Annotated in this window: 17 protein-coding genes and 1 pseudogene; 13 read left to right on the forward strand and 5 right to left on the reverse strand. The window is 48.9% G+C overall.

The window, feature by feature from the left end:
* The first annotated feature begins 4 nt into the window (after positions 1–4).
* Positions 5–625, forward strand: a complete 621-nt coding sequence (locus tag ACQYWX_RS18220) for a TetR/AcrR family transcriptional regulator (protein ID WP_216739189.1) — start codon at positions 5–7, stop codon at positions 623–625.
* 34 nt (positions 626–659) lie between these two features.
* Here the strand turns inward: ACQYWX_RS18220 and ACQYWX_RS18225 are convergent, their stop codons facing one another.
* Positions 660–1,073, reverse strand: a complete 414-nt coding sequence (locus tag ACQYWX_RS18225; protein ID WP_431685866.1) for a phasin family protein — start codon at positions 1,071–1,073, stop codon at positions 660–662.
* A gap of 173 nt (positions 1,074–1,246) precedes the next feature.
* Here ACQYWX_RS18225 and ACQYWX_RS18230 point away from each other — a divergent pair, with 173 nt between their 5' ends.
* The 9 genes and pseudogenes from ACQYWX_RS18230 (at position 1,247) to ACQYWX_RS18270 (ending at position 13,434) form a co-directional block, all read left to right on the forward strand.
* Positions 1,247–2,293, forward strand: a complete 1,047-nt coding sequence (locus ACQYWX_RS18230) for a hypothetical protein (RefSeq protein ID WP_216739191.1) — start codon at positions 1,247–1,249, stop codon at positions 2,291–2,293.
* A 128-nt stretch (positions 2,294–2,421) separates the two neighbouring features.
* Positions 2,422–3,276, forward strand: coding sequence for a YiiX/YebB-like N1pC/P60 family cysteine hydrolase (locus ACQYWX_RS18235; RefSeq protein WP_279502670.1), 855 nt, complete (start codon positions 2,422–2,424; stop codon positions 3,274–3,276).
* A 377-nt stretch (positions 3,277–3,653) separates the two neighbouring features.
* Positions 3,654–4,469 (forward strand): lysophospholipid acyltransferase family protein, encoded by an 816-nt coding sequence (locus tag ACQYWX_RS18240; protein WP_279502673.1) that lies wholly within the window; start codon positions 3,654–3,656, stop codon positions 4,467–4,469.
* Positions 4,469–5,422, forward strand: coding sequence for an SDR family oxidoreductase (locus ACQYWX_RS18245; RefSeq protein ID WP_279502675.1), 954 nt, complete (start codon positions 4,469–4,471; stop codon positions 5,420–5,422). Before ACQYWX_RS18240 ends, ACQYWX_RS18245 begins: the two co-directional genes overlap by 1 nt.
* A gap of 100 nt (positions 5,423–5,522) precedes the next feature.
* Entirely contained in the window at positions 5,523–5,780 is a 258-nt protein-coding gene (locus ACQYWX_RS18250; protein WP_216739195.1) for a hypothetical protein, read from the forward strand.
* A gap of 122 nt (positions 5,781–5,902) precedes the next feature.
* Positions 5,903–7,921: an XrtA/PEP-CTERM system histidine kinase PrsK gene (gene prsK / locus ACQYWX_RS18255; RefSeq protein ID WP_431685867.1), complete on the forward strand. Its 2,019-nt coding sequence runs from the start codon at positions 5,903–5,905 to the stop codon at positions 7,919–7,921.
* 129 nt (positions 7,922–8,050) lie between these two features.
* Positions 8,051–9,403, forward strand: coding sequence for a PEP-CTERM-box response regulator transcription factor (gene prsR, locus ACQYWX_RS18260; protein ID WP_127971430.1), 1,353 nt, complete (start codon positions 8,051–8,053; stop codon positions 9,401–9,403).
* A gap of 25 nt (positions 9,404–9,428) precedes the next feature.
* The gene (locus ACQYWX_RS18265) at positions 9,429–12,083 is read left to right on the forward strand and encodes a tetratricopeptide repeat protein (RefSeq protein ID WP_431685868.1); all 2,655 of its coding nucleotides are present in this window, start codon (positions 9,429–9,431) and stop codon (positions 12,081–12,083) included.
* Positions 12,084–12,232: 149 nt separating this feature from the next.
* Positions 12,233–13,434 (forward strand): annotated as a pseudogene (locus ACQYWX_RS18270) (IS3 family transposase).
* A gap of 38 nt (positions 13,435–13,472) precedes the next feature.
* On the opposite strand, the gene ACQYWX_RS18275 reads toward ACQYWX_RS18270, so the two are convergent.
* From ACQYWX_RS18275 to ACQYWX_RS18290, 4 genes are all read right to left on the reverse strand, one after another.
* The gene (locus ACQYWX_RS18275; RefSeq protein ID WP_431685869.1) at positions 13,473–14,639 is read right to left on the reverse strand and encodes a DegT/DnrJ/EryC1/StrS family aminotransferase; all 1,167 of its coding nucleotides are present in this window, start codon (positions 14,637–14,639) and stop codon (positions 13,473–13,475) included.
* A 9-nt stretch (positions 14,640–14,648) separates the two neighbouring features.
* The gene (locus ACQYWX_RS18280) at positions 14,649–15,773 is read right to left on the reverse strand and encodes a glycosyltransferase (protein ID WP_431685870.1); all 1,125 of its coding nucleotides are present in this window, start codon (positions 15,771–15,773) and stop codon (positions 14,649–14,651) included.
* A gap of 161 nt (positions 15,774–15,934) precedes the next feature.
* Positions 15,935–17,674, reverse strand: coding sequence for an SLC13 family permease (locus ACQYWX_RS18285; RefSeq protein ID WP_431685871.1), 1,740 nt, complete (start codon positions 17,672–17,674; stop codon positions 15,935–15,937).
* 337 nt (positions 17,675–18,011) lie between these two features.
* Positions 18,012–18,746 (reverse strand): PEP-CTERM sorting domain-containing protein, encoded by a 735-nt coding sequence (locus ACQYWX_RS18290; RefSeq protein ID WP_216735624.1) that lies wholly within the window; start codon positions 18,744–18,746, stop codon positions 18,012–18,014.
* Here ACQYWX_RS18290 and ACQYWX_RS18295 point away from each other — a divergent pair.
* The 3 genes from ACQYWX_RS18295 (at position 18,733) to ACQYWX_RS18305 (ending at position 21,563) form a co-directional block, all read left to right on the forward strand.
* Positions 18,733–18,918: a hypothetical protein gene (locus ACQYWX_RS18295; RefSeq protein ID WP_431685872.1), complete on the forward strand. Its 186-nt coding sequence runs from the start codon at positions 18,733–18,735 to the stop codon at positions 18,916–18,918. The two genes, ACQYWX_RS18290 and ACQYWX_RS18295, sit on opposite strands and share 14 nt — an antisense overlap.
* A gap of 67 nt (positions 18,919–18,985) precedes the next feature.
* Positions 18,986–20,506 (forward strand): exosortase A, encoded by a 1,521-nt coding sequence (xrtA, locus tag ACQYWX_RS18300; RefSeq protein ID WP_431685873.1) that lies wholly within the window; start codon positions 18,986–18,988, stop codon positions 20,504–20,506.
* 31 nt (positions 20,507–20,537) lie between these two features.
* Positions 20,538–21,563 (forward strand): polysaccharide deacetylase family protein, encoded by a 1,026-nt coding sequence (locus ACQYWX_RS18305; RefSeq protein ID WP_431685874.1) that lies wholly within the window; start codon positions 20,538–20,540, stop codon positions 21,561–21,563.
* Positions 21,564–21,569 lie beyond the last annotated feature (6 nt).

The following is a 21,569-nucleotide window of genomic DNA, read 5'->3' on the forward strand; positions in this document are numbered from 1 at the left end:
TTGCATGAAAACAAGGGAGCGCATCATCCACATCAGCCTGGACCTGTTTAACCGGTTCGGCGAGCCAAACGTCACCACGCTGCAAATTGCGGACGAACTGGATATCAGCCCCGGCAACCTTTACTACCATTACAAGAACAAGACCGAAATCCTGCATGAGCTTTTCGCGCGCTTTGAGCAACAAATGCTGGAGTTATTGGATGTTCCCAATGTGGAGATAAGCATTGAAGATCAATGGCTGTTTCTACACCTGATCTTTGAAAGAATCGCCGAATACCGTTTCCTCTACAAAGACTTGGTCAACATCCTGCAACGCTACGAACGCATCCGCCCCCGCTTTAAAAAAATTCTTCATAAAAAGACGGATGCCTCCCTGACGATATGCTCCAGTCTTCGCGATCAAGAGATTTTGATCGGCACCAACGAAGAACTGGAGGCACTTTGCAACAATATTGTCCTGACCATTACTTATTGGCCAAGTTTCGACCTCATTCGCCACCCTGCGGACGCGCAGGATATCGACTTATCGCACGGGGTATATCAGGTGATGTCGCTGGTGGCGCCTTACCTGCGCGACGGAGAAAGGCAGGCGCTGATGACGATGAGCCGGGAGTATCTCACTTAGCGCCCGACAACAGGCTTAAAGAGTATTGCTTGCTCTATTCGCCGCTCTTTTTCGACTTCTCAAGCTCGTCGATTTTTGCTTTCAATTCTTCGATTTCCCGACGTAACGCCTCAAACTCTTTGTAGGTAGGCATACCCAAACGGTGCAGTGCGCGCGAGACTCTCTGATCAAAGACCTGCTCCAGTTTATCCCAAGTGGTGTTGGCCTTGTCTTTTACCTCCTCCACCCGGTCTTCAACCGCCTTCAACTGCTTTTCAAACACGCCCCGGGTTTTCTTCTCCAACTCCTCTCCCTCCTGAACTAACTTCTCAAATACTTTGCCTGCGTCTTCTTCCGCCTTATTGTAGGCGCCCAATCCAGCCAGCCAGATTTGACGTGCTGAGTCCTTTATTTTTTGTGACACCTGCTTTGGGGAATTAGGGTTGTTGTCCTGATCTGTCATAGTCATGCACTCAATTCGCCGCCGATTCCATTTGCCAACCTGTTTTGTCGTGTCCGCGCACCTATATTTTCTAAACGCCGCACGCCAAATAATGCGACATACTAACGCGCGCGAACGCCTTTATTAAATAGGCTAGCCGTGTTATCTAATTAAATAAACACAACTTCAAGGAGCGCTGTTTGCTAAAAGTCGATTACGAGCACCTCAGGCAAAGCCGCCAGGGAATATGGATCGCCCTCGATCTGTTCATGCTCTTTATGCTGATCATTAACCTGTCTCTGATCATTATTGACGCTCTATTCGATACAGCGGCGATGCAGTTCCTGACGCGCAACTACACTCCTTGGCTGCACGAGCCCCTAGTGTTGATGCATGAGAACTTTTTATTGGTGGACCTCGCTTTCGTCTCTCTGTTTATCTCAGAGTTTATGCTGCGCTGGTTTGTCGCTATCAAAGAGAAAACATTCGAGCGCTGGTACTTCTTTCCCTTTCTGCACTGGTATGACCTGCTTGGCTGCATACCGTTGGGCTCCACCCGACTACTGCGTTTCCTGCGCGTGTTTTCCATTATCTATCGTCTGCATAAATATAAAATCATCGACGTCACCAGCACGCGTCTGTTCACGTTTTTCGCCTTTTACTACAACGTATTCCTCGAAGAACTTAGCGACCGGGTGGTGGTTAAGGTTATTTCCGGCATCCAGGAAGATCTGCGTCATGACTCCGAAATTGGGCGGCGTATTGCAGAAAAAATCGTCGAACCAAGGCTGCCTGTACTGGCGGAAACCTGGTCGCATATGGTGACCCAACTGTCCGGCAATATGCGCTCCAACCCGGATAATCCGCTCGTCGCAAAACTACGTCGCAGCCTCACCGACGCCATGCAGTCCCATGCCAATTTCAGGCGGGTCAACGCCATTCCTTTTATTGGCAGCAATATCACCGGCAGACTGGAGGACACCATCGCCGACATCGTAGTCAGCACCATCGCCAACCTCCTGGAAGATTTGGAGATTCCCGACAATATCGATGGCGTCAAAAGCAGCTTTGAACAGCTTAACCTGCGTAGCGGCGGCGCTTTAATGCAGTTGGACGACCAAGTAATAGAACTCATTGTCGATATTCTTGAACTGTCCAAAGAACAGGTGGCGGTGCAAAGCTGGAAAAGAGAGCTGCGAGCCGCGCAAAATACAAGCCCGGAAGATAAAGGCGCTAAAGATATATAAACCCGCTTTTTCATGCTATGCGGCCATATAAAGCCCATGCTATATATTTAGTATAAAGTGATGGGGACTATCACTGGCGACGTAATCAACACATAAAGGATTTTTACAGGTGGGCGCAAAGTAGAAAAATGGGCGCAGGCATAAAAACCGGAGTTTTCGATACGCTTGTTGACTGGTTGGTCAGAGAAAAACCAGCCGCCGAAATCCCTTTGAGCAATTTCGACCGCCTGCGCCATGAGATTCGTCCCTGCGACGTCATTCTGGTGGAAGGTCGCTCCCGAGTCAGCGAAGTCATCAAGGTCGTCACCCAAAGCCGCTGGTCTCATGCCGCCTTGTATATAGGCCGCCTGCATGAAGTTGAAAGCCCCTATACGCGCAAGCGGATTTCCGAATACTACGATGGCCAACCCAATATACAGCTAATCGTCGAAAGTGAGTTGGGCCGAGGAACCGTGGTGCGGCCGCTGTCCAGTTACGATCGTGATCATGTCCGCATATGCCGGCCCAGAGAGCTGAATTATCAGGACGCGCAGAATGTTCTGAATTATGCGATCCGGCAACTGGGCGCCAACTACAACATCCGCCAGATCTTCGACCTGTTTCGCTTCCTACTGCCCTGGACCATCCTGCCCCGACGCTGGCGCTCCTCTCTGTTTCGTTCTCACCCTGGGTTGCCTACGGAAACTGTCTGCTCCACGATGATCGCGGAAGCCTTTAACTCAATTCAGTACCCTATTCTGCCTCTGGTCAAAAAGACCTCTGCGCAAGGCATTCAGCTTTTCCGCCGCAACCCTAAGCTGTGTACGCCCAGCGACTTTGATTACTCCCCCTACTTCGACATCATCAAGTATCCGTTTGTTGATTTTTCACACAGCAAGTCCCGCTACCGGTTATTGCCATGGAGCGGCAACGAGAAACTTTCTCCCGAGGAAAGCGACCTTTATATTGATGATCTGCCGGGTTATCACGACAAATTGGAATAATTGATCCATCTGCCTGCCTATATATCATTCATGAAAGGCAACTTATATTGTTATAAGAAAATATGATTAAAAAATAATCGTTTTCGATTTGTAAATATGTGTAAAAGATCAATACTTAAGATGACTGACTTGCTCAACCCTGCTGGTCAGTCATGTAGGAAGTCTTTCATGGATACTACTCACACCTCTAGCCCGAAGCCTCTCCCTGGGTTTCGGGTTTTTTTGATCTCGCTCACAAACTCATATAACGAAAGTAATTAGCGCCAAAATCAGAAGCTTATGATGCAGCTTCAGATTTCATCAATGCATCCTTATCGATATACTAGCGGCCCATAAGACATAAGAAAAACGCTGCAATGTCGCCAAGGATAAATGACATGAAATTACGCCCCCTTTTAAGAAGGATTTTTGTCTCAGAGGAACTGGAGCGCCAATATACAAACATCGCAAAACCTGTCGGAACTCTCGGATACGATCCCTGGGGCCTCAATGTAGACACCAATATCGTCGCAATGGCGCTGTTCAAACCCATTTTCGAGAAGTATTTCCGGGTTGAAACCCACGGTATTGAAAACATTCCTGCATCCGGGCCTGCGCTGATCGTCGCCAATCACAGCGGCCAGCTTCCTATTGATGGCGTTCTAATCGCCTACGCACTGGCCACTCGTAAAGACAGCCCCCGCATCCCTCGCGCCATGATTGAGCGCTTCTTCCCCACAGTCCCTTATATCGGCAACCTGCTCAACCAAATGGGCGCCGTACTGGGCGACCCGGTAAATTGCGCTAAGATGCTGGGACGGGAGGAAGCCATCATCGTTTTTCCTGAAGGCGTCCGCGGTTCCGGCAAACTATACCGGGACCGATATCAACTGAAACGTTTCGGCAACGGCTTCATGCACCTCGCCATGCAGCATAACGCCCCGATTATTCCGGTTGGCGTGGTTGGCTGTGAAGAGACTATTCCCGCCATCGCCAATATCGCTCCGCTGGCGAAGATGCTGGGCATTCCTTACGCCCCCATCGCCATTCCGTTTATCTTCCCGGCGAAGGTCATTTTAAATTTTGGCGAACCACTGCATTTCGAGCCAGGAGAAATTACGGAAGACGAAGTGACCAAACGCGTGGATAAAGTAAAGACAGAGGTCAGCCGTCTGATCGACAAGGGACTGCATGAACGGAAAAGGGTATTTTAATGGCCGCGAGAAGAAAAAAGACCAAACCTGAGTTACTTGTTACCGGAGCGGCAGGCGCCCTCGCCCAACAAGTCATTGCGCGCCTGCGAGAAAAATACAAAGTCATCGCAGTGGATTTTCGTGAACAGGTGTATCTGGGCGACGATGTTCCCAGCTATCGGATCGACGTCAACAAGCGCGGGTTTGAGGACATTTTCCGCAAGCACAACATCACCGGCGTTATTCACCTCGGCAGGATGATCGCCAGTGAAGAAAACAGGATGCGTCGCTATAACTCTAACGTGCTTGGCTCCCACCGTCTTTTGGACCTGTGCCACAAATATCACATCCACAAGGTGATTATTCTTTCCACCTACCATGTGTACGGAGCCAACGCCTACAATCCTGCGCTGATTGATGAAGGAGCGCCTCTCAAAGCCGCGGAGTTGACCATGGATCTGATCGACTCAGTGGAATTGGAGAATCTGGCCAACATTTATCTCTGGAAGTACCCGGATTTGAATATCACCGTGCTGCGCCCCTGCAATATTGTCGGCCCAGACGTCAGAAACACCATGTCTCTGCTGCTCTCAAGCAAGTACTGCCCTGTGCTGGCGGGCTTTTCCCCGATGATGCAGTTCATCCATATTGAAGACATGGCGGACGCGATTGTCGCCGTTATCAAAAGCCAGGATCATCGGGGCATCTATAATGTAGCGACAGAAGACTGGGTCGCCTACCAAGAAGCGCTGGACCGTTGCGACTGCGTAAAAATTCCAATTTGGTCCATTCCACCGATTGCGCCAAGACTGATCAGCAACATGCTGCAACTTAAGTCGTTCCCTCCCTATTTGCTGAACTATTTCAAATATCCTGTGATCATCGACGGCCAACTATTCAGGTCGACTTTTGGGTTCACACCTAAATATTCACTGGATGAAATCTTCAGCTATTACCGTAACTTAAAAGGATAACGCTGAGAGGCTTCGGTAGACCCATACTTGCCCTGTGCGGCATCTTCACGTATGTACTAGACTTTTTATGTAAGACGAACGCATACGCGGAGAAGTCGACATGGGACACTTCGATTTGATGGACTACGCACTGAAGCGGTATTACAACCCAGGCGCAGTCATTACAGATGAGGAAGCGAGCAGGCATCCGAGCCTGCGTCGAACGACAGGGCTGTATAAGTGGAAGAAGAAAATAGTGAGGAATGTCTGGTTAATTTCCGGGCTATTTATGTTGGCTAATCCATCCCTGCCGGTCATCGTCGCCACAGCGATATTTACAGCCTTCATTTCCTTCAGCATACTTGACGAATCCATCTGATCTGACTTTGACATCTTTGACGGGCCTAGTATTGCAGTATGGTTATTAATTTCGGAGCCATCAGTCACGCAACTGGCGCCCTGGTTTACTTTCTTATTACGCTTCTGCTCGCAAGGGGTTATATGCGCCGCCTTGTGGACAGGGCGTTGTTGACCGCTTGTCTGGTCACCTCTATCTGGCTGGGAGCGCTTGCTGCGCAGCAGGCTATCGGAGCCCCCTCTTTCGTCACCCGTTACTGCCTGGAAGTCGTTCGCAACGCGGCCTGGATTGGCGTGCTTTTCATCATACTGGGCATCAATCTCAGTCCCAGAAAAAGCAATACGCCGACCCAGTACTGGCTTGGCATGTCTATCATCGCCGTATTGGCGGTCATGCTGGTGGCGGGCTTTACTCGAAGCTTTACAGACGAGCCGCTGATTTCAGGACAGTGGCTGTTGCTCGGCCAAATCAGCGTTTCCCTGGCGGGGCTGGTCATGCTGGAGCAGGTATGGCGCAACGCCACCGGCTATAAGCGCTCAAATATCCGCTACCTCTGCCTGGGCATTGGCGCTTTTTATATCTACGACTTCTTTTTGTACTCTGACGCGCTACTGTTCAACAAGATCTCTGCGCCGTTTTGGGACGCCCGGGGCGCCGTAAACACCATCTGCGCGCCGCTAGTGGCGCTCACCATGGTCAACACGCGCAAACAGCCCATTGACGTACAGATATCGAGACAGTTCGTCTTTCATACCAGCGCCCTCGTGTTCGCCGGCCTGTACCTCCTCATCATGTCCGCCGGCGGCTACTACATCAACACGGCTGGCGGTTCCTGGTCCGAAGCGCTACTGATTATTTTCTTTTTCTCTTCCACCATTATTCTGGTGCTACTAGGCAGCTCCGCCTGGTTGCGCGCCCGACTAATGGTCTTTATCAGCCAGCACTTCTTTAACTACAAATATGACTACCGGGAAGAGTGGCTGAGCATCACCCGCTTACTCACCGCGCTAGATTCCGATGAAGCCCTGGAAAAAAGAATCATCCGGGTCATGTCAAACCTGGTCGAGAGCCATGCCGGCGCATTATGGTTAAGAGACGAGGACAACAGCTTCTCGGCGAAAGCTTTCTGGAACATGAGTGAAATCAAGTTCGACAAGATCGACGTCAGCTCTGAGCTGATAGAGTTTCTGAGCCAGGGCGACTGGGTCGTCAATTTGAAGGAATACCAGATCGACCCTACCCGCTATCACCTAATGGAAATACCAGACTGTATCTGGAACACCAAAAAACCCTGGCTTATCGTCCCGCTATTCGTTCGAGAAAGCCTGTTTGGCTTCGTCTTGATCGCAGAGCCGATCGCCAAAATAGAACTCAACTGGGAAAACTACGACTTATTGAAGATCGTCGCCCGTCAAGCTGGCGGCTATCTGGCGCTGCTGCAGACTCAGGATAGGCTTTCCGAGTCAAAACAGTTTGAGGCGGTCAACAGAACTTCCGCCTTCATGGTGCATGATCTAAAAACGATCATCGCTCAGTTGTCGTTGCTGGTGAACAATGCGGAAAGGCATAAAACTAACCCCGTCTTCATTGACGATATGATTCGCACCACCGAACACGCCCTGAAAAAAATGAACCATCTGCTGGTGCAAATCAGAAACCCCGTCACCAGAGACGAAATCACCCAGTTTGATCTGGTCAGCCTGATTAAGGAAGTCATCGCCTACGAGTCAAAACGCGAGCCTCACCCCTCTTTCAGCGGCGAAAGCTCGGCGATTTCCATCACCGCCGATCGCGACAAACTCAAAAGTGTATTCATACACTTAATCCAGAACGCGCAGGACGCCACGGACAAAACGGGCGAAGTCAGTATTTCCGTAAAACGTAGCGCCGGCTGGGTCGTCGTGTTCGTACAGGATACTGGCTGCGGTATGACGGATGAATTTATCAAAGGCCAGTTGTTCAAACCCTTCGAAAGCACCAAAGGGTTAACTGGCATGGGCATCGGCGTATACCAAAGCCGGGAATATATTCGCAAACTCGGAGGGTCGGTCGATGTGACTAGCCAAGTTGGCGTAGGGACCTGTTTTACGATCAAAATTCCCATCGTTGGCGCCGCCGTTCCTACCCCCGGATTCAGCAATATGAAGGCGGTTAACCAGTAAAGACAAGCAAAGTAGTAAAATATCCTGACAGGCCATTCTTCCTCTGTTGTCTTTGGGGATTTCCCTGTTAACATGTACCGCCAAAAACTACATACCTCCGTTCATGGAATTTTAAGGTTCGATCAGTCTGTGAAGAAAAAACTACTCATTGTTGAAGACGACCCGGGTCTTCAAAGCCAGATGCGTTGGTGTTTTGAGGACACAGAAGTCTTCGTCGCCGACGACCGTGAATCAGCCCTGTCGCATCTTCGACGCGTCGAACCACAGGTCGTTACTCTTGACCTGGGTCTACCTCCCGATCCTGGCGGAGCCAGTGAAGGTTTTGCGTTGCTTCAGGAAATCCTCACCCTTGCGCCGATGACCAAAATCATCGTCGTAACCGGCCGCGAAGAGCGTGAGAATGCGGTGAAGGCTATCGGTATGGGCGCCAGCGATTTTTATCAGAAGCCTCTGGACGCAGACATTCTGTCATTCGTCGTCAATCGCGCCTTCCGCTTGTATGAACTGGAGCATGAAAACCGTGAGCTTCAGCAAAGCAAATCCACTTCACGCCTGAAAGGCATTATCGCTTCCAGCACACAGATGCTGGAGGTATGCCGAACGGTAGAGAAGATCGCCCCCGCAGACGTCACCACACTCATCCTTGGTGAAACAGGCACAGGTAAAGAAGTACTCGCGCGCGCTATCCATGATTTAAGCCCCCGCGCAGACCACAATTTCGCCGCCATCAACTGCGCCGCTATTCCTGAAAATCTGCTGGAAAGCGAGTTGTTCGGCTATGAAAAAGGCGCATTCACCGGCGCCACTCAAATGAAAAAGGGAAAAATAGAGCTGGCCCACGGCGGCACTCTATTTTTGGATGAAATCGGCGATATGCCAATGTCTCTGCAAGCCAAGCTGCTGCGCTTCCTACAGGAACGCGTCATTGAGCGCGTTGGCGGGATGAAAGAAATCCCGGTCGACGTTCGCGTCATCTGCGCAACGCACAGAGAAGTCACCCAGCTTATCGCCGAGGGTAATTTCCGGGAAGACCTTTACTATCGGGTCAGCGAAATCACCTTGAAAGTTCCTCCTTTGCGCGAGCGTATGGGCGATTCCATCGTTATCGCCAGATCGCTACTGGAGAACTTTACAAAAACGCTTGATAAGGGCGTCATTGGGTTCAGCGACGACGCTATTCGCGCCATTCAATGTTACGAATGGCCGGGCAACGTCCGTGAGCTGATCAATAAAATAAAGCGCGCAACCATCATGTGCGACGAAAAGAAAATAACAGCCAAGGATCTGGAGCTCGGCGAACAACCTCAGTTCGCCGGGGATATTCTGAATCTTCGCCAAGTCCGCGAAGAGGCGGAAAAGCAGGCTATAATTCAAGCGCTGCAATCTACTCAAAACAATATGGCTAAAGCGGCCAGGTTGCTTGGCATAACCCGACCGACGCTGTATAACCTGACCGATAAGTACAATATTTCGTCCTCCTGATACAGGGTGAATCAAGGAAACAATCATGCTACTTCGAAAAGCAGTATCCCTTAAAATTATAATTATGGCCGCATTCAGCCTTCTGGTTGCATGTAGCGGCCAAGACAACAGCGCCCCCTCCAAGGAAGAAATTCAGTTTAAGAGTCATTTGGATCAGGCTCGTTTTTTTCAAAAACAAGGGCAGCTAAAAGCAAGTATTCGTGAAGCGCAAAATGCTATTAATATCAACCCTTCCAGCAGAAAGCCTTTCCTGATCATCGCCGAAACTTTGCTTATCACCGGCGACGCCGTTAAAGCAAAAGATGCCTATGAGCAAATGCTGAAAGTTCAGCCAGAGACAGCCACAAAGGGTGAGCTGAATGAGGCTCATGTTGGCTTGGCTAAATCCCTGCTATTGCTCGGAAAAGTTGATGACGCCATGACCGAGCTGGACAAGATTCAAGAACCCAATGCGACCATGTCAGCTCGTGCAGACATCGTAAGAGGCGATATAGAGCTGTCCAAGCGCAACACTGACGTCGCGCGCACTCTTTACACTAAAGCACTGGAGTCTGACCCTAAATCATTCCAGGCACTGCTTGGACTATCCAAAGCCTCATTTCTGCAGAGTGATAAAGACGGCGCAGCAGCAGAGTTGAAGAAAGCAGAGGATCTTGCGCCAAATGATTCCGATGTTTGGCTCTGGAAAGCAAAAATGTCCGCTCTGGAGAAGAACTTCCCTGCTGCCGAAGACGCTTATGTTCGCGCCCTGGAAGACATTGGTCAGTATGACCTGATGACCCTGCAGAAGTATCAAACTATTTCGGAATTAATCGAAGTATTGCGCGCCCAAGGCAAACATGCTGAAGCTTTCACCTACCAAGAAGTGCTGGATAAGTCTGGGCCAGGCAGCATCAAGAACAGCTATGTCTCAGCGCTCGAAGCAGTTAAGAATAAGGACTACGCAAAAGCTGAGGAGTACCTGAAAGGTATTCTTGAAAAAGCCCCAGGCCACAGAGAAGCGGGCGTTCTTTTGGGCATGGTGAAATACCAGCAGGGCGATTGGGAAGCAGCGGACAAGTATCTGAGCCAATTCGCCACAGAAGACGTCAACAGCGCCGTCACCAAAGCCCTTGCCGCCACCAAACTTAAGCTACAACAACCTGAAGCTGCGGCTCGTCTGGTCGAAAAGTTACCGAAAGAAGACCCTGATTCACTGTCTATTTATGGTGTAGCGGAACTTGAGTCCGGCAATCTGGCTAGCGGCGTAGAAGCACTTGAAAAAGCGTTAGCGCTGGACGCTTCTAATACTGTGCTGGTCGACAAACTGGGCAAAGCCTACTTGGCCAATGGTCAAGCCGACAAAGCCATTACCCTGCTCTCAGACAGTAAGGACAAGAGTCCCAAGAGTGAAGGCATTCGCGCACTTCTGGTCTCTGCTTACGCCAAGGCAGGAAAAGGCGATCAAGCCAAATCAGAAATCGAAGACTGGAAGAAAGCGATACCAAATAGCGCCCTGGCGTTTAATGCAGAAGGCGCATACTACTCCAGCCTCGACCAGTTCGATAAAGCAGAAAAGGCGTTCGACCAAGCCAAAAAGATCTCTCCAGACCTGAAAACGCCATACCGCAATTCCATTCTGCTGTTTGCAAAGACCCAGAACTGGAACAAGCTACTGGACGAAACAAAAGGCGCGGTTAAACAGTTCCCCGAAGACTTAGCGCTTATTCGCGCTCTGTTCGAGGCCGCCAACAAGCTTAACAAGCTTGACGAAGCCACTTCCTACTTAGAGGAAATTGCAAATAACGTTACCACCACAGCAGCTCCCAGCCTGACGCTGGCGGAGTTCTATGCTCGCACTGGCGAGTTTGAGAAGGCGCGTCAATTTTTGAGCAAAGCAAAAGGCCTCGACTCTGCCGGATCACAGCTAGAAAGCACAACTCTTCTGGTCGCCACACTGGAGATTCCCAGCTTAATCAAAGCCCAAAAGAATGAAGAAGCTCGTAAACTGGCCACAGAAGTCGCCAAGACGTTGCCTGATCGTATAGAAGCAAGACTACTGCCCGTTAAAACAGAGTTTTTAACAGACAATGAAGCTGCAGGCGTTAAGCTGCTCAACGAAATCAAGAAGGAATTTAGCGACTCCTCCCTCCCCTATGAAGTGGAAGGCGACCATTACTACAGCAAAGGCGAGTTTGAAAAAGCAATCAATGCATTTCAGCTAGCTTGGTATCAGAAGCAAAGCCAATCTTTGGCGATCAAGATGCATGAAACGCTGAAAAAGGCTCAGGCTGGCGCAAAATCATTGAAACCACTTGAAGAGTGGGTTTCCATTGAGCCAAACAGCCCACAAACCATTACACTGCTTGCTATGGGCTACCAAGCCAACAACATGCCCGACAAAGCGATTGAGCAGTATGAAAAGCTACGTCAGATCCGCCCCAATGATGCCGTGGCGCTTAACAATCTTTCCTGGCTCTACTTTGAAAAAGGCGACGCCAGAGCGCTGGAACTGGCGGAAAACGCCTATAAACTACAGCCAGAGAGCGCCGCTATCGCTGACACATACGGCTGGATCATGTACAAAAATGGCGATGCCAAAAATGCCCTACCCATCTTAAAGAAGGCTACGACTTTGGACAGCAAGTCCGAAGAAATCAAAGCCCACTATGATGAAGCGGCAAAAGCAGCAGGCCAGTGATGACTCAATTTGGCGGCTCAGGGAATACCTAGTCGCCACAGCAACAAAAAGGGGCGCTAATTAGCGCCCCTTTTTGTATCCCAATTTTATAGACTTGACCCGTCCTGAATAGAGTTGACACATTCCAGCCCTAACTTTGGGAGAATGTGATGAATCAGCGAGTTAAGCGAACACAACGGGACTACACTCTGACTTTTAAACAGGCGGTGGTGGATCAGGTCGAAGGCGGAGAGCTGACTTATAAACAGGCTCAGGCCCGCTACGGTATCCAAGGCCGTTCGACGGTGCTAACGTGGTTGCGTCGATATGGCAGCCAGGACTGGAGTCCTGGCGTCACCTCCCACCGTGTGAACAGGAATCCCACCATGCCGAAGTCCCACAGCGGATCAAGGAGCTTGAGGAGAAGCTGCGTCTGGCCGAACAGAAAGCTGAGTTCTTCGAAGCGATTGTCGATGTGATGGAAAAGGATTACGGGGTGTTCGTAAAAAAGCGGCCCGGCAAGTCCTCACGCAAGAACGCGGAGCCGGATTGACCGTCAGCAGGGCGTGTCGTCTCTTGGGGATTAGCCGGCAAGCTTGGCATCAGGCGGAACGAGCGCAGCGAGCCAGGGAGGATCGTGAGCAGCGGGTGGTGGACTTTGTCCGGACTGTTCGTCTCCGTCAGCCCCGGATCGGCGCTCGCAAGCTCCGGCATCTTCTCCATGAGCAGTCGGATCACACCCTTCATCTGGGGCGGGATCAACTGCTTCAGGTGCTGCGTAGCCGGCGCCTGTTGGTTCCCCTACGCCGGGCTTACCACAAGACCACGCACAGTCATCACCGCTTCCGACGTCACCCAAACCTTCTCAAGCCGGGCCCAGAGCAAGTCGTGGCCTGCCGGCCTAACCAGGTCTGGGTGGCGGATATCACCTATCTGCCGACACGCTCCGGCATGAGCTACGTGAGTCTGGTGACCGATGCTTACTCCCGTAAGATCGTGGGTCATCATGTACATGAAAGCTTGCGCAGCGAGGATGTGGAACAGGCCTTGCGCAAGGCTCTGCGTGAACGGCCGGGGCGGCAGCCATTGACCCACCACTCCGACCGAGGTGTCCAATACTGTTGCGACAGCTACCAGAAGCTGCACCGTCAACACGGCATTCAATGTTCGATGACCGACGGGTATGACTGCTATCAGAATGCGTTGGCGGAACGGGTGAACGGGATCTTGAAAACGGAGTTCCTGCTGATGCGACCGGGGAATCTAGGGCAGGCTCGATGAATTTGTGGATATTTATAACCGAGAGCGGCCTCATCTGGCCCTGAAATACAAAACGCCCGACGCAGTGCATCGGGCGTTTGAGACGAAATAGGTGTCAACCTATATCAGGACTAGACAACTATATAAGAATCAGCATCCCAGCTTTGCCACCGTTTTCACCACGCCAACAACCTCATCGATTTCACTGGCAGTTATTCCCTCATGGCATGGTAAAGTTAATAATCTATCCGCAAACGCCTCTGCTACCGGAAAATCATCCTCGCCATTTTTTACTCGCGCCTTAACCCCTTCAATTTGCGGCAAAGGGACCCGATAAAACGCATTGGCGCCATACCCAAGCCTATTCAGCTCCAACTCCACATGATCACGCATCGCTCGGGAAGGAGCCAGAATTGGAAACCTCAGCAAGCCCTTTCGTGAAGCATTATCTGCCTCTCCACCCAGCAAAAGCTTCCAACCAGCATTCCGAAGCTCCGCCAGCCCTCTGGCATATGCTGTCACTTGGGCTTCACGAATAGCGTAGAAATGCTTAAGCCCTACTGAGACAAGCTGATCCATCCCATCCCTCACTTCAATGCACTGAAGAGGATGATAGGTCGTGGCGCCAATATTCAGGAAAGGCATACGCTCCAGCAAGCCATACGGATAGCGCATTATCAGAGTATTCACGATGAGCGCTTTTAGCTTCCACGCCCAGTTAACGACAAGCTGCGAACGTACAAGAGTTTTCGTAATACTCGAAATAAGCCCGGCATGTGCGGGCTTAAACAATAGTGCACCACCGCCCATCAGGTTTACAGGCTTTCCCCTACCGTAACTGAGTATGGCGAAGTCCGCATATGCTGCTTTAGCGGACAGAGGAATAGGAGTCTGAGCTGAATCTTCAATTAACATAACGCCTTCGGCGTCAGCAATCTCTCTCAACTCGAGCAACCGCTCATACATGCCCAGAAAATTAACAGCAATGATAGCAACCGTATTACTAGTCACCGCCTCCTGAAGCTGCTCAAGATTCAGGAAGAAAGAGCTCTCTTCCAAATCAACCAAAACGGGAGACGCCCCCTGAGCAATTATCGCCGCCACCAAATCCGGGCAGGCATAAGCTGGCAGAATAACCTCAGGAGCGCCAACAACTGATGACGCTTTTGCCTGCATCGCAGCAGCAACCGCCAGAGATAAAGCTGCAGTGCCGCTATTGGTATAGATATGCTGATAGTTTGCTTTCCATGGAATATCAACTGGCGCATTTTGCGACAAATAAACCTTGCCACCTACAGGTCTTACTTTAGCTAACACGTCCGCCTCCTATCGCTTGGATGGCGTCCACACGGTCATTCTTGTCCCCTTGAAGAAATCAATGGTAGCTTTGGCGATCGCCAAATTTACCTGGACAAAGAAGTAAGGAATCTTCACGTATACTTTTTCGCGCAAGTCCGGCTTGAAATGGCCAGTCAAGACCAGCAAGTAAAATGCAATCTGCCCCAGCAGCACCAAAGAATAGATTCCTCCCTGATAATTCAGCAGTAAGCTAAATACAAGCAACGCCGCCAAAAACCAGGGCACTGCCCAGCGCATTACCTTATGACTCAATATCTGAACTGCAAACCAGCCAAACTGGACAGGACTTAGTACTTGAGGATGACGCGACAAGGCGGTAATTCCTCTGATAATTGTCCGCACCTTGCGCTGATACTCTTTCTGCGGATCAGCAACATCTTTATAAAAGCCCAAGACATCAGGCGCTGTCACAGCAACCAGATCTTTTTTCGCGCAGTTAAGGGCGGTATTAAAATCACTAGGAGAGTAGATATCCCATTCTTCGCATACCTTCTTTCTCGCAGCGAAGAAAGAACCGCTCAATCCAACCAAACCAAAACGCTCAGATTCCAAGCGGCGCAACCACATCTCATATTTGACATAAGCGCCCTCTCCTGCAACCTGATCATCGTTAGTAATGAAACGATCCTCACTAGACACAGCACCGACTCTTTCATCTGCGAAATAGCTTTCCAACTTTTTAATCGCATCCGCTGGAATCTTGGTCGCAACATCCGAAAACACAAGTATCTCGCCAACGGCAATAGTAATTGCCTGCAGCTGAGCGTACTCTTTGCCTTTACGTTCATCGGCCCTGGCCAACCGAACCCCTTTATCCGCATACTCTCTGACAATATCGTCCGTTTCATCAGTAGAGCAGTCCGACGCCACAATAATCTCCATATCCGGATAGTCCAGCTCCAAACTGTTCTCTATCTTCTCCCTAATTCGATCTCTCTCATTATGAGCCGTTATGATGAGCGAAACTTTTCTTGCGGCCGATCCCTCCGCCCTAACCATTCTTCTTTTGGGCAGCAGCTTCAAAATCAAAGGATATAAAAAGTAGCTATATACTGCGCCAAACAACGCCACCCAGAATAGTATCTTGAGCATGGGTCACCTATTCAAAATTAAGCAGAAATTCTTCTCAAATCCCGTCCACATACATTAACGCCACCTCATAATAACTGAGCATCGCGTCAACACTGCATTTGGCGCAGGATATTAGCATATCGCCAACTTCAAGTTAGAAATTTTAGCTTTGGATTCAACCGTTAAAAAGGGAAAAACAATGGCGTAAGCAAGACCACCATGACACCGTATACCAACGCCACAGGAGCCCCCGCTTTGATGTAGTCCAAAAACCGGTAGTTACCAGCAGAATAAACCATCAAGTTTGTTTGGTAGCCATAAGGCGAGAGAAAGCTTGCACTCGCAGCGTAAGCAACCACCATAAAAAATGGTTTTGGATCGACATTCATACTCTGCGCCGCCGCCAAGGCAATAGGAAAAGCCAGCGCAGCGGCGGCATTATTTGTTATTAGCTCAGTTAACAACCAAGTCGCCAAATATATACCCGCCAAGGCCCCCCAAGGACCTAGCCCACCAAAAACAGACATAATTCCAGTAGCGACAACATCAGCCAAACCGCTATGCGTCATAGCCTGAGCGATGCCCAGCGCAGCGCCGATTATCAAAATCAGCTCTATTGGCAACTTCCTGAACAACTCATTTAGACTGATGAAGCGCATTGATATATAGAAGAGGAGCAGAAACAAGGCGCCATCAAATAGTGAATAGGCTCCCATTGCGCTTCCAAGCAGCATCCCTAAAAAACCCAGGACAATTAAGGCGCTATTAAGTCCTGAAAACTTTTGATTAGTGCGCAACCCTCTAACTACCAACAAATTAGAGGCCAGGTTAGGCATATTCATAAAGTCGTCGCCCACAGCCAAAACCAACGCATCTCCCGGGAAAATCCGGATTTTCCCCAACCCCCCCTTTAAGCGCTCATCTCCCCGACGGATTGCAACGACCCCGGCATCAAACATCGCCCGAAAGTTAACCTCTTTCAGAGTCTTCCCTTTCAGTTGCGATGACTGAGTTACAACAACCTCAACTAAATTTCTTTCAACCAAATCCTGCTTATCATCAAATGGCTCCAACCCTGGAAAGTGACTAAGCAACTGGACCTGCGAAATATCGCCTGCAAAAATGAGAACATCATTAGGCTCAATTAATTCAGAGGGCGTCACCGGCGTAATCAGGTGCCCACGCCGTATGATCTCCACGAGAAAAAGCTGCTCCAAATTCCTAAAGCCATTTTCAGACACTGTCTTACCAATAAGAGGAGACTGGGGCAGCACGGTATACTCAAGGAAATACTCTGACTGCAATGCAGATTTTGTCATGCCATTCTTAGGCAAAGAACGCACGCTCAGAAAGACAATACACGCACAGCCACATATAAAGACCGGCAGCCCAACCCACACAAAATCAAGCAACGCCAACGGAGGATAGCCAGCCTCTCGAACAAAACCATCCACAATAAGATTCGTAGAAGTTCCAACAAGAGTGAGCACACCACCAAGAATTGAGGCGTAGGAAAGAGGAATTAACAGGCGCGAGGGTGAAATAAAGTTATTATTCTTCAGTGGCGCAATAAGGGAGCTAACTACCGCTGTATTATTTGCAAAGCTGCTTACAATTCCTGCAACTCCAATAGTCTTCAGCAAACTACTTCGCTCTGTACTTCCAACAATCCAGCCAGCAATACGCGGCAACAACAGTGTCTTCTCCAGTGCAACGGAACACAACAGCAGCAAAGCCAGCGAAGCCAGCGAAGTGTTGGTAAAGTTCGCCAGCATCTTCTCTCGATCCACCAACCCAAAAACATACAGAGTGACGAGACCAAAGATAAATACCATTGCAGGACGCAGAGATGTAACTGCCAGCGCAACAAGGATTGACAAAACCACCAGCGCAGATAACCAGAGGCCCAATTCGCCGAACACGCTATCTCCTATATTAACTTAACCCGCTAAAACGCACATTCCACCACACCTTTGCAGTAGCTGCAATTTCAGCAACATTAATAACAGACACATCTTTCTTATTAAGTTGGAGGGAGACCGAATAGGCCTCACAAAAAACAAGACGGGTAGTCTAGCCTTAGTCACAACATGCGAGGAGTTCGGTTCTCAGCTTCGGTAGACAGGACAGTAAACACTCAAGCTTAAAGCACAAGAAGCGGAGACTTTGCAAAATTTTTGCCGCGATAACTATCGACATACAAAAGGGGCGTAAAGAAAACTTTACACCCCTTTCGCTTAAAACTTCAGACTAAACTGATTAAGCTTTCTTACGACGAGAAAGACCCAAACCAACCAAGCCCAAGCCCAACATCGCCAGAGTACCTGGCTCAGGAACATTGTAACCGCCTTCGATAACGTCGTTAGCGCAAGTCATAGTCCAACGCAGGCCCAGAGCAGTAGATTTGCTCAGATCAGTAATACCCAGGTCAGCCAAAGTGATAGTAAAGGACAACACACCCAGATTACCAATAGTGTTGCTTGCGCCACTCAGGTCAGCACTGGAAGTTTCACCAGCAACCAAACTTGCTGCGTCAGTTTTCACGCCTACTTCTTGATTTACACGAACAGAACCAGGACCAGAAAGTACTAGCTGAGACGCGTAGTCTACTTCTGACAGGCTGTAAAGATCGCCAGTTGTAGAATCAAGTGCGTATTCCCAATGCTCGCCGTTGCTAACATCGTCAGTACCGTAGCGGTTTGCTGCAGTGCCGTTAGGATTCCAACCGTTAGTGCTGATGAACAGATCACCAAACTTGTGACCTAAGCTATCAGCGCCTTCAAAGAAGTTTGTATAAACATTTACGTAAAGATTGTTTGCGTCGTAGGAAACTTCCATACGATCTACTTGGTAAATGTCAGCATTTCCAAAAACGTCGCCATTGTAAGAAAGGCCAGCGCCGTTGTAACCATCGTTGATAGTAGCAGCATTTGCAGAAGCCGCAGCGACACCGATAACTAAAGCCGCCAAAGTTGACTTAGTGAAAGAACTCATAACCGATTCCTTTTTTCTTTTGAAAGAAAGTGATGATAAACCCGACGCTAATAAAGCACAGCCTATGCCAATATTTTTTTATCATTATTTTTCAATGCATTATAAAAATACCACCCCCCCACTGCCTCAAGCAAATGTAAAAAAAGCTGACAAGAAGGTTGCCAGGGTATAAAACCAGTTGATCTCCGTTTTTATTCTTCTTTATAGTGCGCAATCACTGAATTTTAGTTGTGCGATCAATGCCGTCAGAGTTAAAGAGATTCAACCTAACCACAATTTCACTTGTGCTACTGACCATTTCCCTAGGTTACTGGCAAGAGTGGTTATCCCTATTCCAGTTGTGGAATGATTCCTACGACTACACACATGGCTTTCTGGTCTTTTTTGTAACCCTGTGGCTTCTCTACACAAAACGCCACGACGCCATGCTCCTTAAGCCAAATGGCTGGTGGATCTTTTTACCCGCACTATTACTGACAGCCGCCGCCCATCTTTTAGCAAAAGCAGCAGATGTCAAAACCGTCGCCACACTCAGTTTGCCTTGCTTTATCTTATTCTCTGGCATGTTTTTGTATGGAAAACAATTTTTTATAAAAATTACTCCAACACTCTCTTTGCTGTTCTTCGCCCTCCCTGTGTGGGATGACATCGCGCCATTACTGCAGCGCATCACCGTATTCACCAACCAGATACTACTTAGTGCTTTTGACATACCCGCTATAATAAGGGACCTGTACATAACAATCCCCCAAGGAACGTTCTTTGTAGCGGGCGGATGCAGCGGCTCCCGTTACTTACTCGTCGCCATGTTTATCTCTAATGTCTACGGAATACTTTATCTCAAAGACATCAAGCGAAGCCTTTTGCTCTTCTCTTTTAGCATCTTCTTCTCAATGCTTGCGAACTGGATTCGTGTATTTGGCATTATCTACGCTGGCTATCAAACAAATATGCAGAGCTCGCTCGTTAACGATCACGAAGTTTATGGTTGGATCATTTTTGCTGTTGTGTGCCTGTTACCAGTGTTTATTACCGCACACTTCATTGAAAAAAGCGCACCAGACGCTATTAGCGAATCCACCACCAGTTCGCCAAGCTCCACCCATGCCACTGCTACGCCATCGCTCACTCCAACCTATATTCGCCTCGGCATTGCTGTAGCAATTATGCTGATATCACCAACTTGGATCTCGCTCCTTTCCCTAACTCAGCCTTCAGAAAGAGGCGTTTTAACTTCCAATGAACTACCTGTTGGCAATGGAACCTGGAAGGGACCCCTTCTAAAGGAGACTGCTTGGAAGCCTAGGTTTCACAACGCAGATCTGGAAGCCACCGGCGTTTACATAAACTCAAATGGAGATAACCTGCAACTTAGCGTCAACTGGTACGTCGAACAACATCAAGGCAAAGAGCTGGTTTATTATGATAATCATCTGTTTGATGATAAAGAGTGGACGTTGATAAGTTCAAATGCGGCTCCAGCCTCCATCCAGAAAGGAATCGCTGCAAAAGAAACGATACTGAGAAGCAAGTCAAATCAAGACAACTTCGTAATTATCTACCACTGGTACCAAATTGGCCCATTCACAGCCAATACAGACCTGAAGGCCAAATTATTTGGTGCAATTGCTAGACTCACAGGAAGAGATTCCAGTGGATTACTGGCTATAGCAAAATATTGCTCATCTATTAGCAGCTGCCAAGAATATAGAGAGGAACTCCTCTCTCTATCAGTAATCGCGCACAATTCTTTTAAGTAAACTGGCACGCAGTTGCCTAATCGCCAAAGCTATGAAAGCATTAAGAAACGCCGTCAAATATGTAGTTCAATCCATTAACTACACACAGTTCAAGGTAAAAGCGAAGTCTTTTAACAAACCAACGCTGTATATTCTTACCTATCATCGCACACTACCTTTAGACGACCCTCGTCGAAATTTTGAGCAGCCAGGTATGATGATAGCCCCCGAACACCTGAAAAATCATATACACTGGCTAAAAGAGGCGGGAGGTAACCCCATATCCCTGACAGAATGGGGAGATAAGAGGGATACACTCAAGCCTGGGCTCTATTTTGCTGTAACATTTGATGATGGCTGGAAAGATAATCAAGAGTACGTTACCAGCTTTTTAGCAAGCCAAGAAATTCACAGCACAATCTTTTTAGTCGCGGACTACATTAGTACCGACTTCATTTTTTGGCCGGAAAAGCTGCTATACCTTCTTAAAACAACGGCGGCCAACAAGCCTGAAGCGCTATCTCACCCTCAATTCAACTGGCTGCGCGAGCTGGGCGCCAAACTTGACTGGTCAAGCCCTCCAGACACTGAAGAACTGGATCCCATTATCAACCTGTGCAAAAGTTTAGATGAAGTCACCTTGTACCAAAATATAAATGCGACTATATCTTCCACTCTCGAAAGCAGCGCCTCTTTACCTATAACACACCAGTTAGTCAGTGACTGCGACATCAAGCAACTGCTAAGCACAGGCTTTATCCAATTTGGCTCTCACACGTGTCGCCACTCCCGCTTAGATAAACTTCATTCAAAAGATGAATTAAAGTACGAGGTTGTCGAGTCAAAAAGAAAAATATCTCAACTAACAGACACGCCTACTGACATTTTTTGCTATCCAAATGGAAGTATGTCTAATGAGTCGCAAGCATTAGTTGACGCGAATTACGTAATAGCGTGCACCACCGTTGTAGGCAACAATCAGGCGACGACTCCCCTACTGCGCCTAAAAAGACACAACCTTCATGACGGAAATGCCGGCACAAAGCTTAGCTTTTTTTCCACCCTCAGTAAGGGCTGACTTTGT

Source organism: Hahella sp. NBU794 (assembly GCF_050749805.1).
In the GTDB taxonomy this organism is placed as follows: Bacteria; Pseudomonadota; Gammaproteobacteria; order Pseudomonadales; family Oleiphilaceae; genus Hahella.

Excerpts from the sequence above, each read along its gene's own strand:
- ACQYWX_RS18220 (WP_216739189.1), top strand. The coding sequence starts at position 5 with ATGAAAACAAGGGAGCGCATCATCCACATCAGCCTGGACCTGTTTAAC.
- ACQYWX_RS18225 (WP_431685866.1), bottom strand. The coding sequence starts at position 1,073 with ATGACTATGACAGATCAGGACAACAACCCTAATTCCCCAAAGCAGGTG.
- ACQYWX_RS18235 (WP_279502670.1), top strand. The coding sequence starts at position 2,422 with ATGGGCGCAGGCATAAAAACCGGAGTTTTCGATACGCTTGTTGACTGG.
- ACQYWX_RS18240 (WP_279502673.1), top strand. The coding sequence starts at position 3,654 with ATGAAATTACGCCCCCTTTTAAGAAGGATTTTTGTCTCAGAGGAACTG.
- ACQYWX_RS18245 (WP_279502675.1), top strand. The coding sequence starts at position 4,469 with ATGGCCGCGAGAAGAAAAAAGACCAAACCTGAGTTACTTGTTACCGGA.
- ACQYWX_RS18250 (WP_216739195.1), top strand. The coding sequence starts at position 5,523 with ATGGGACACTTCGATTTGATGGACTACGCACTGAAGCGGTATTACAAC.
- prsK (WP_431685867.1), top strand. The coding sequence starts at position 5,903 with ATGCGCCGCCTTGTGGACAGGGCGTTGTTGACCGCTTGTCTGGTCACC.
- ACQYWX_RS18265 (WP_431685868.1), top strand. The coding sequence starts at position 9,429 with ATGCTACTTCGAAAAGCAGTATCCCTTAAAATTATAATTATGGCCGCA.
- ACQYWX_RS18280 (WP_431685870.1), bottom strand. The coding sequence starts at position 15,773 with ATGCTCAAGATACTATTCTGGGTGGCGTTGTTTGGCGCAGTATATAGC.
- ACQYWX_RS18290 (WP_216735624.1), bottom strand. The coding sequence starts at position 18,746 with ATGAGTTCTTTCACTAAGTCAACTTTGGCGGCTTTAGTTATCGGTGTC.
- xrtA (WP_431685873.1), top strand. The coding sequence starts at position 18,986 with ATGCCGTCAGAGTTAAAGAGATTCAACCTAACCACAATTTCACTTGTG.
- ACQYWX_RS18305 (WP_431685874.1), top strand. The coding sequence starts at position 20,538 with ATGAAAGCATTAAGAAACGCCGTCAAATATGTAGTTCAATCCATTAAC.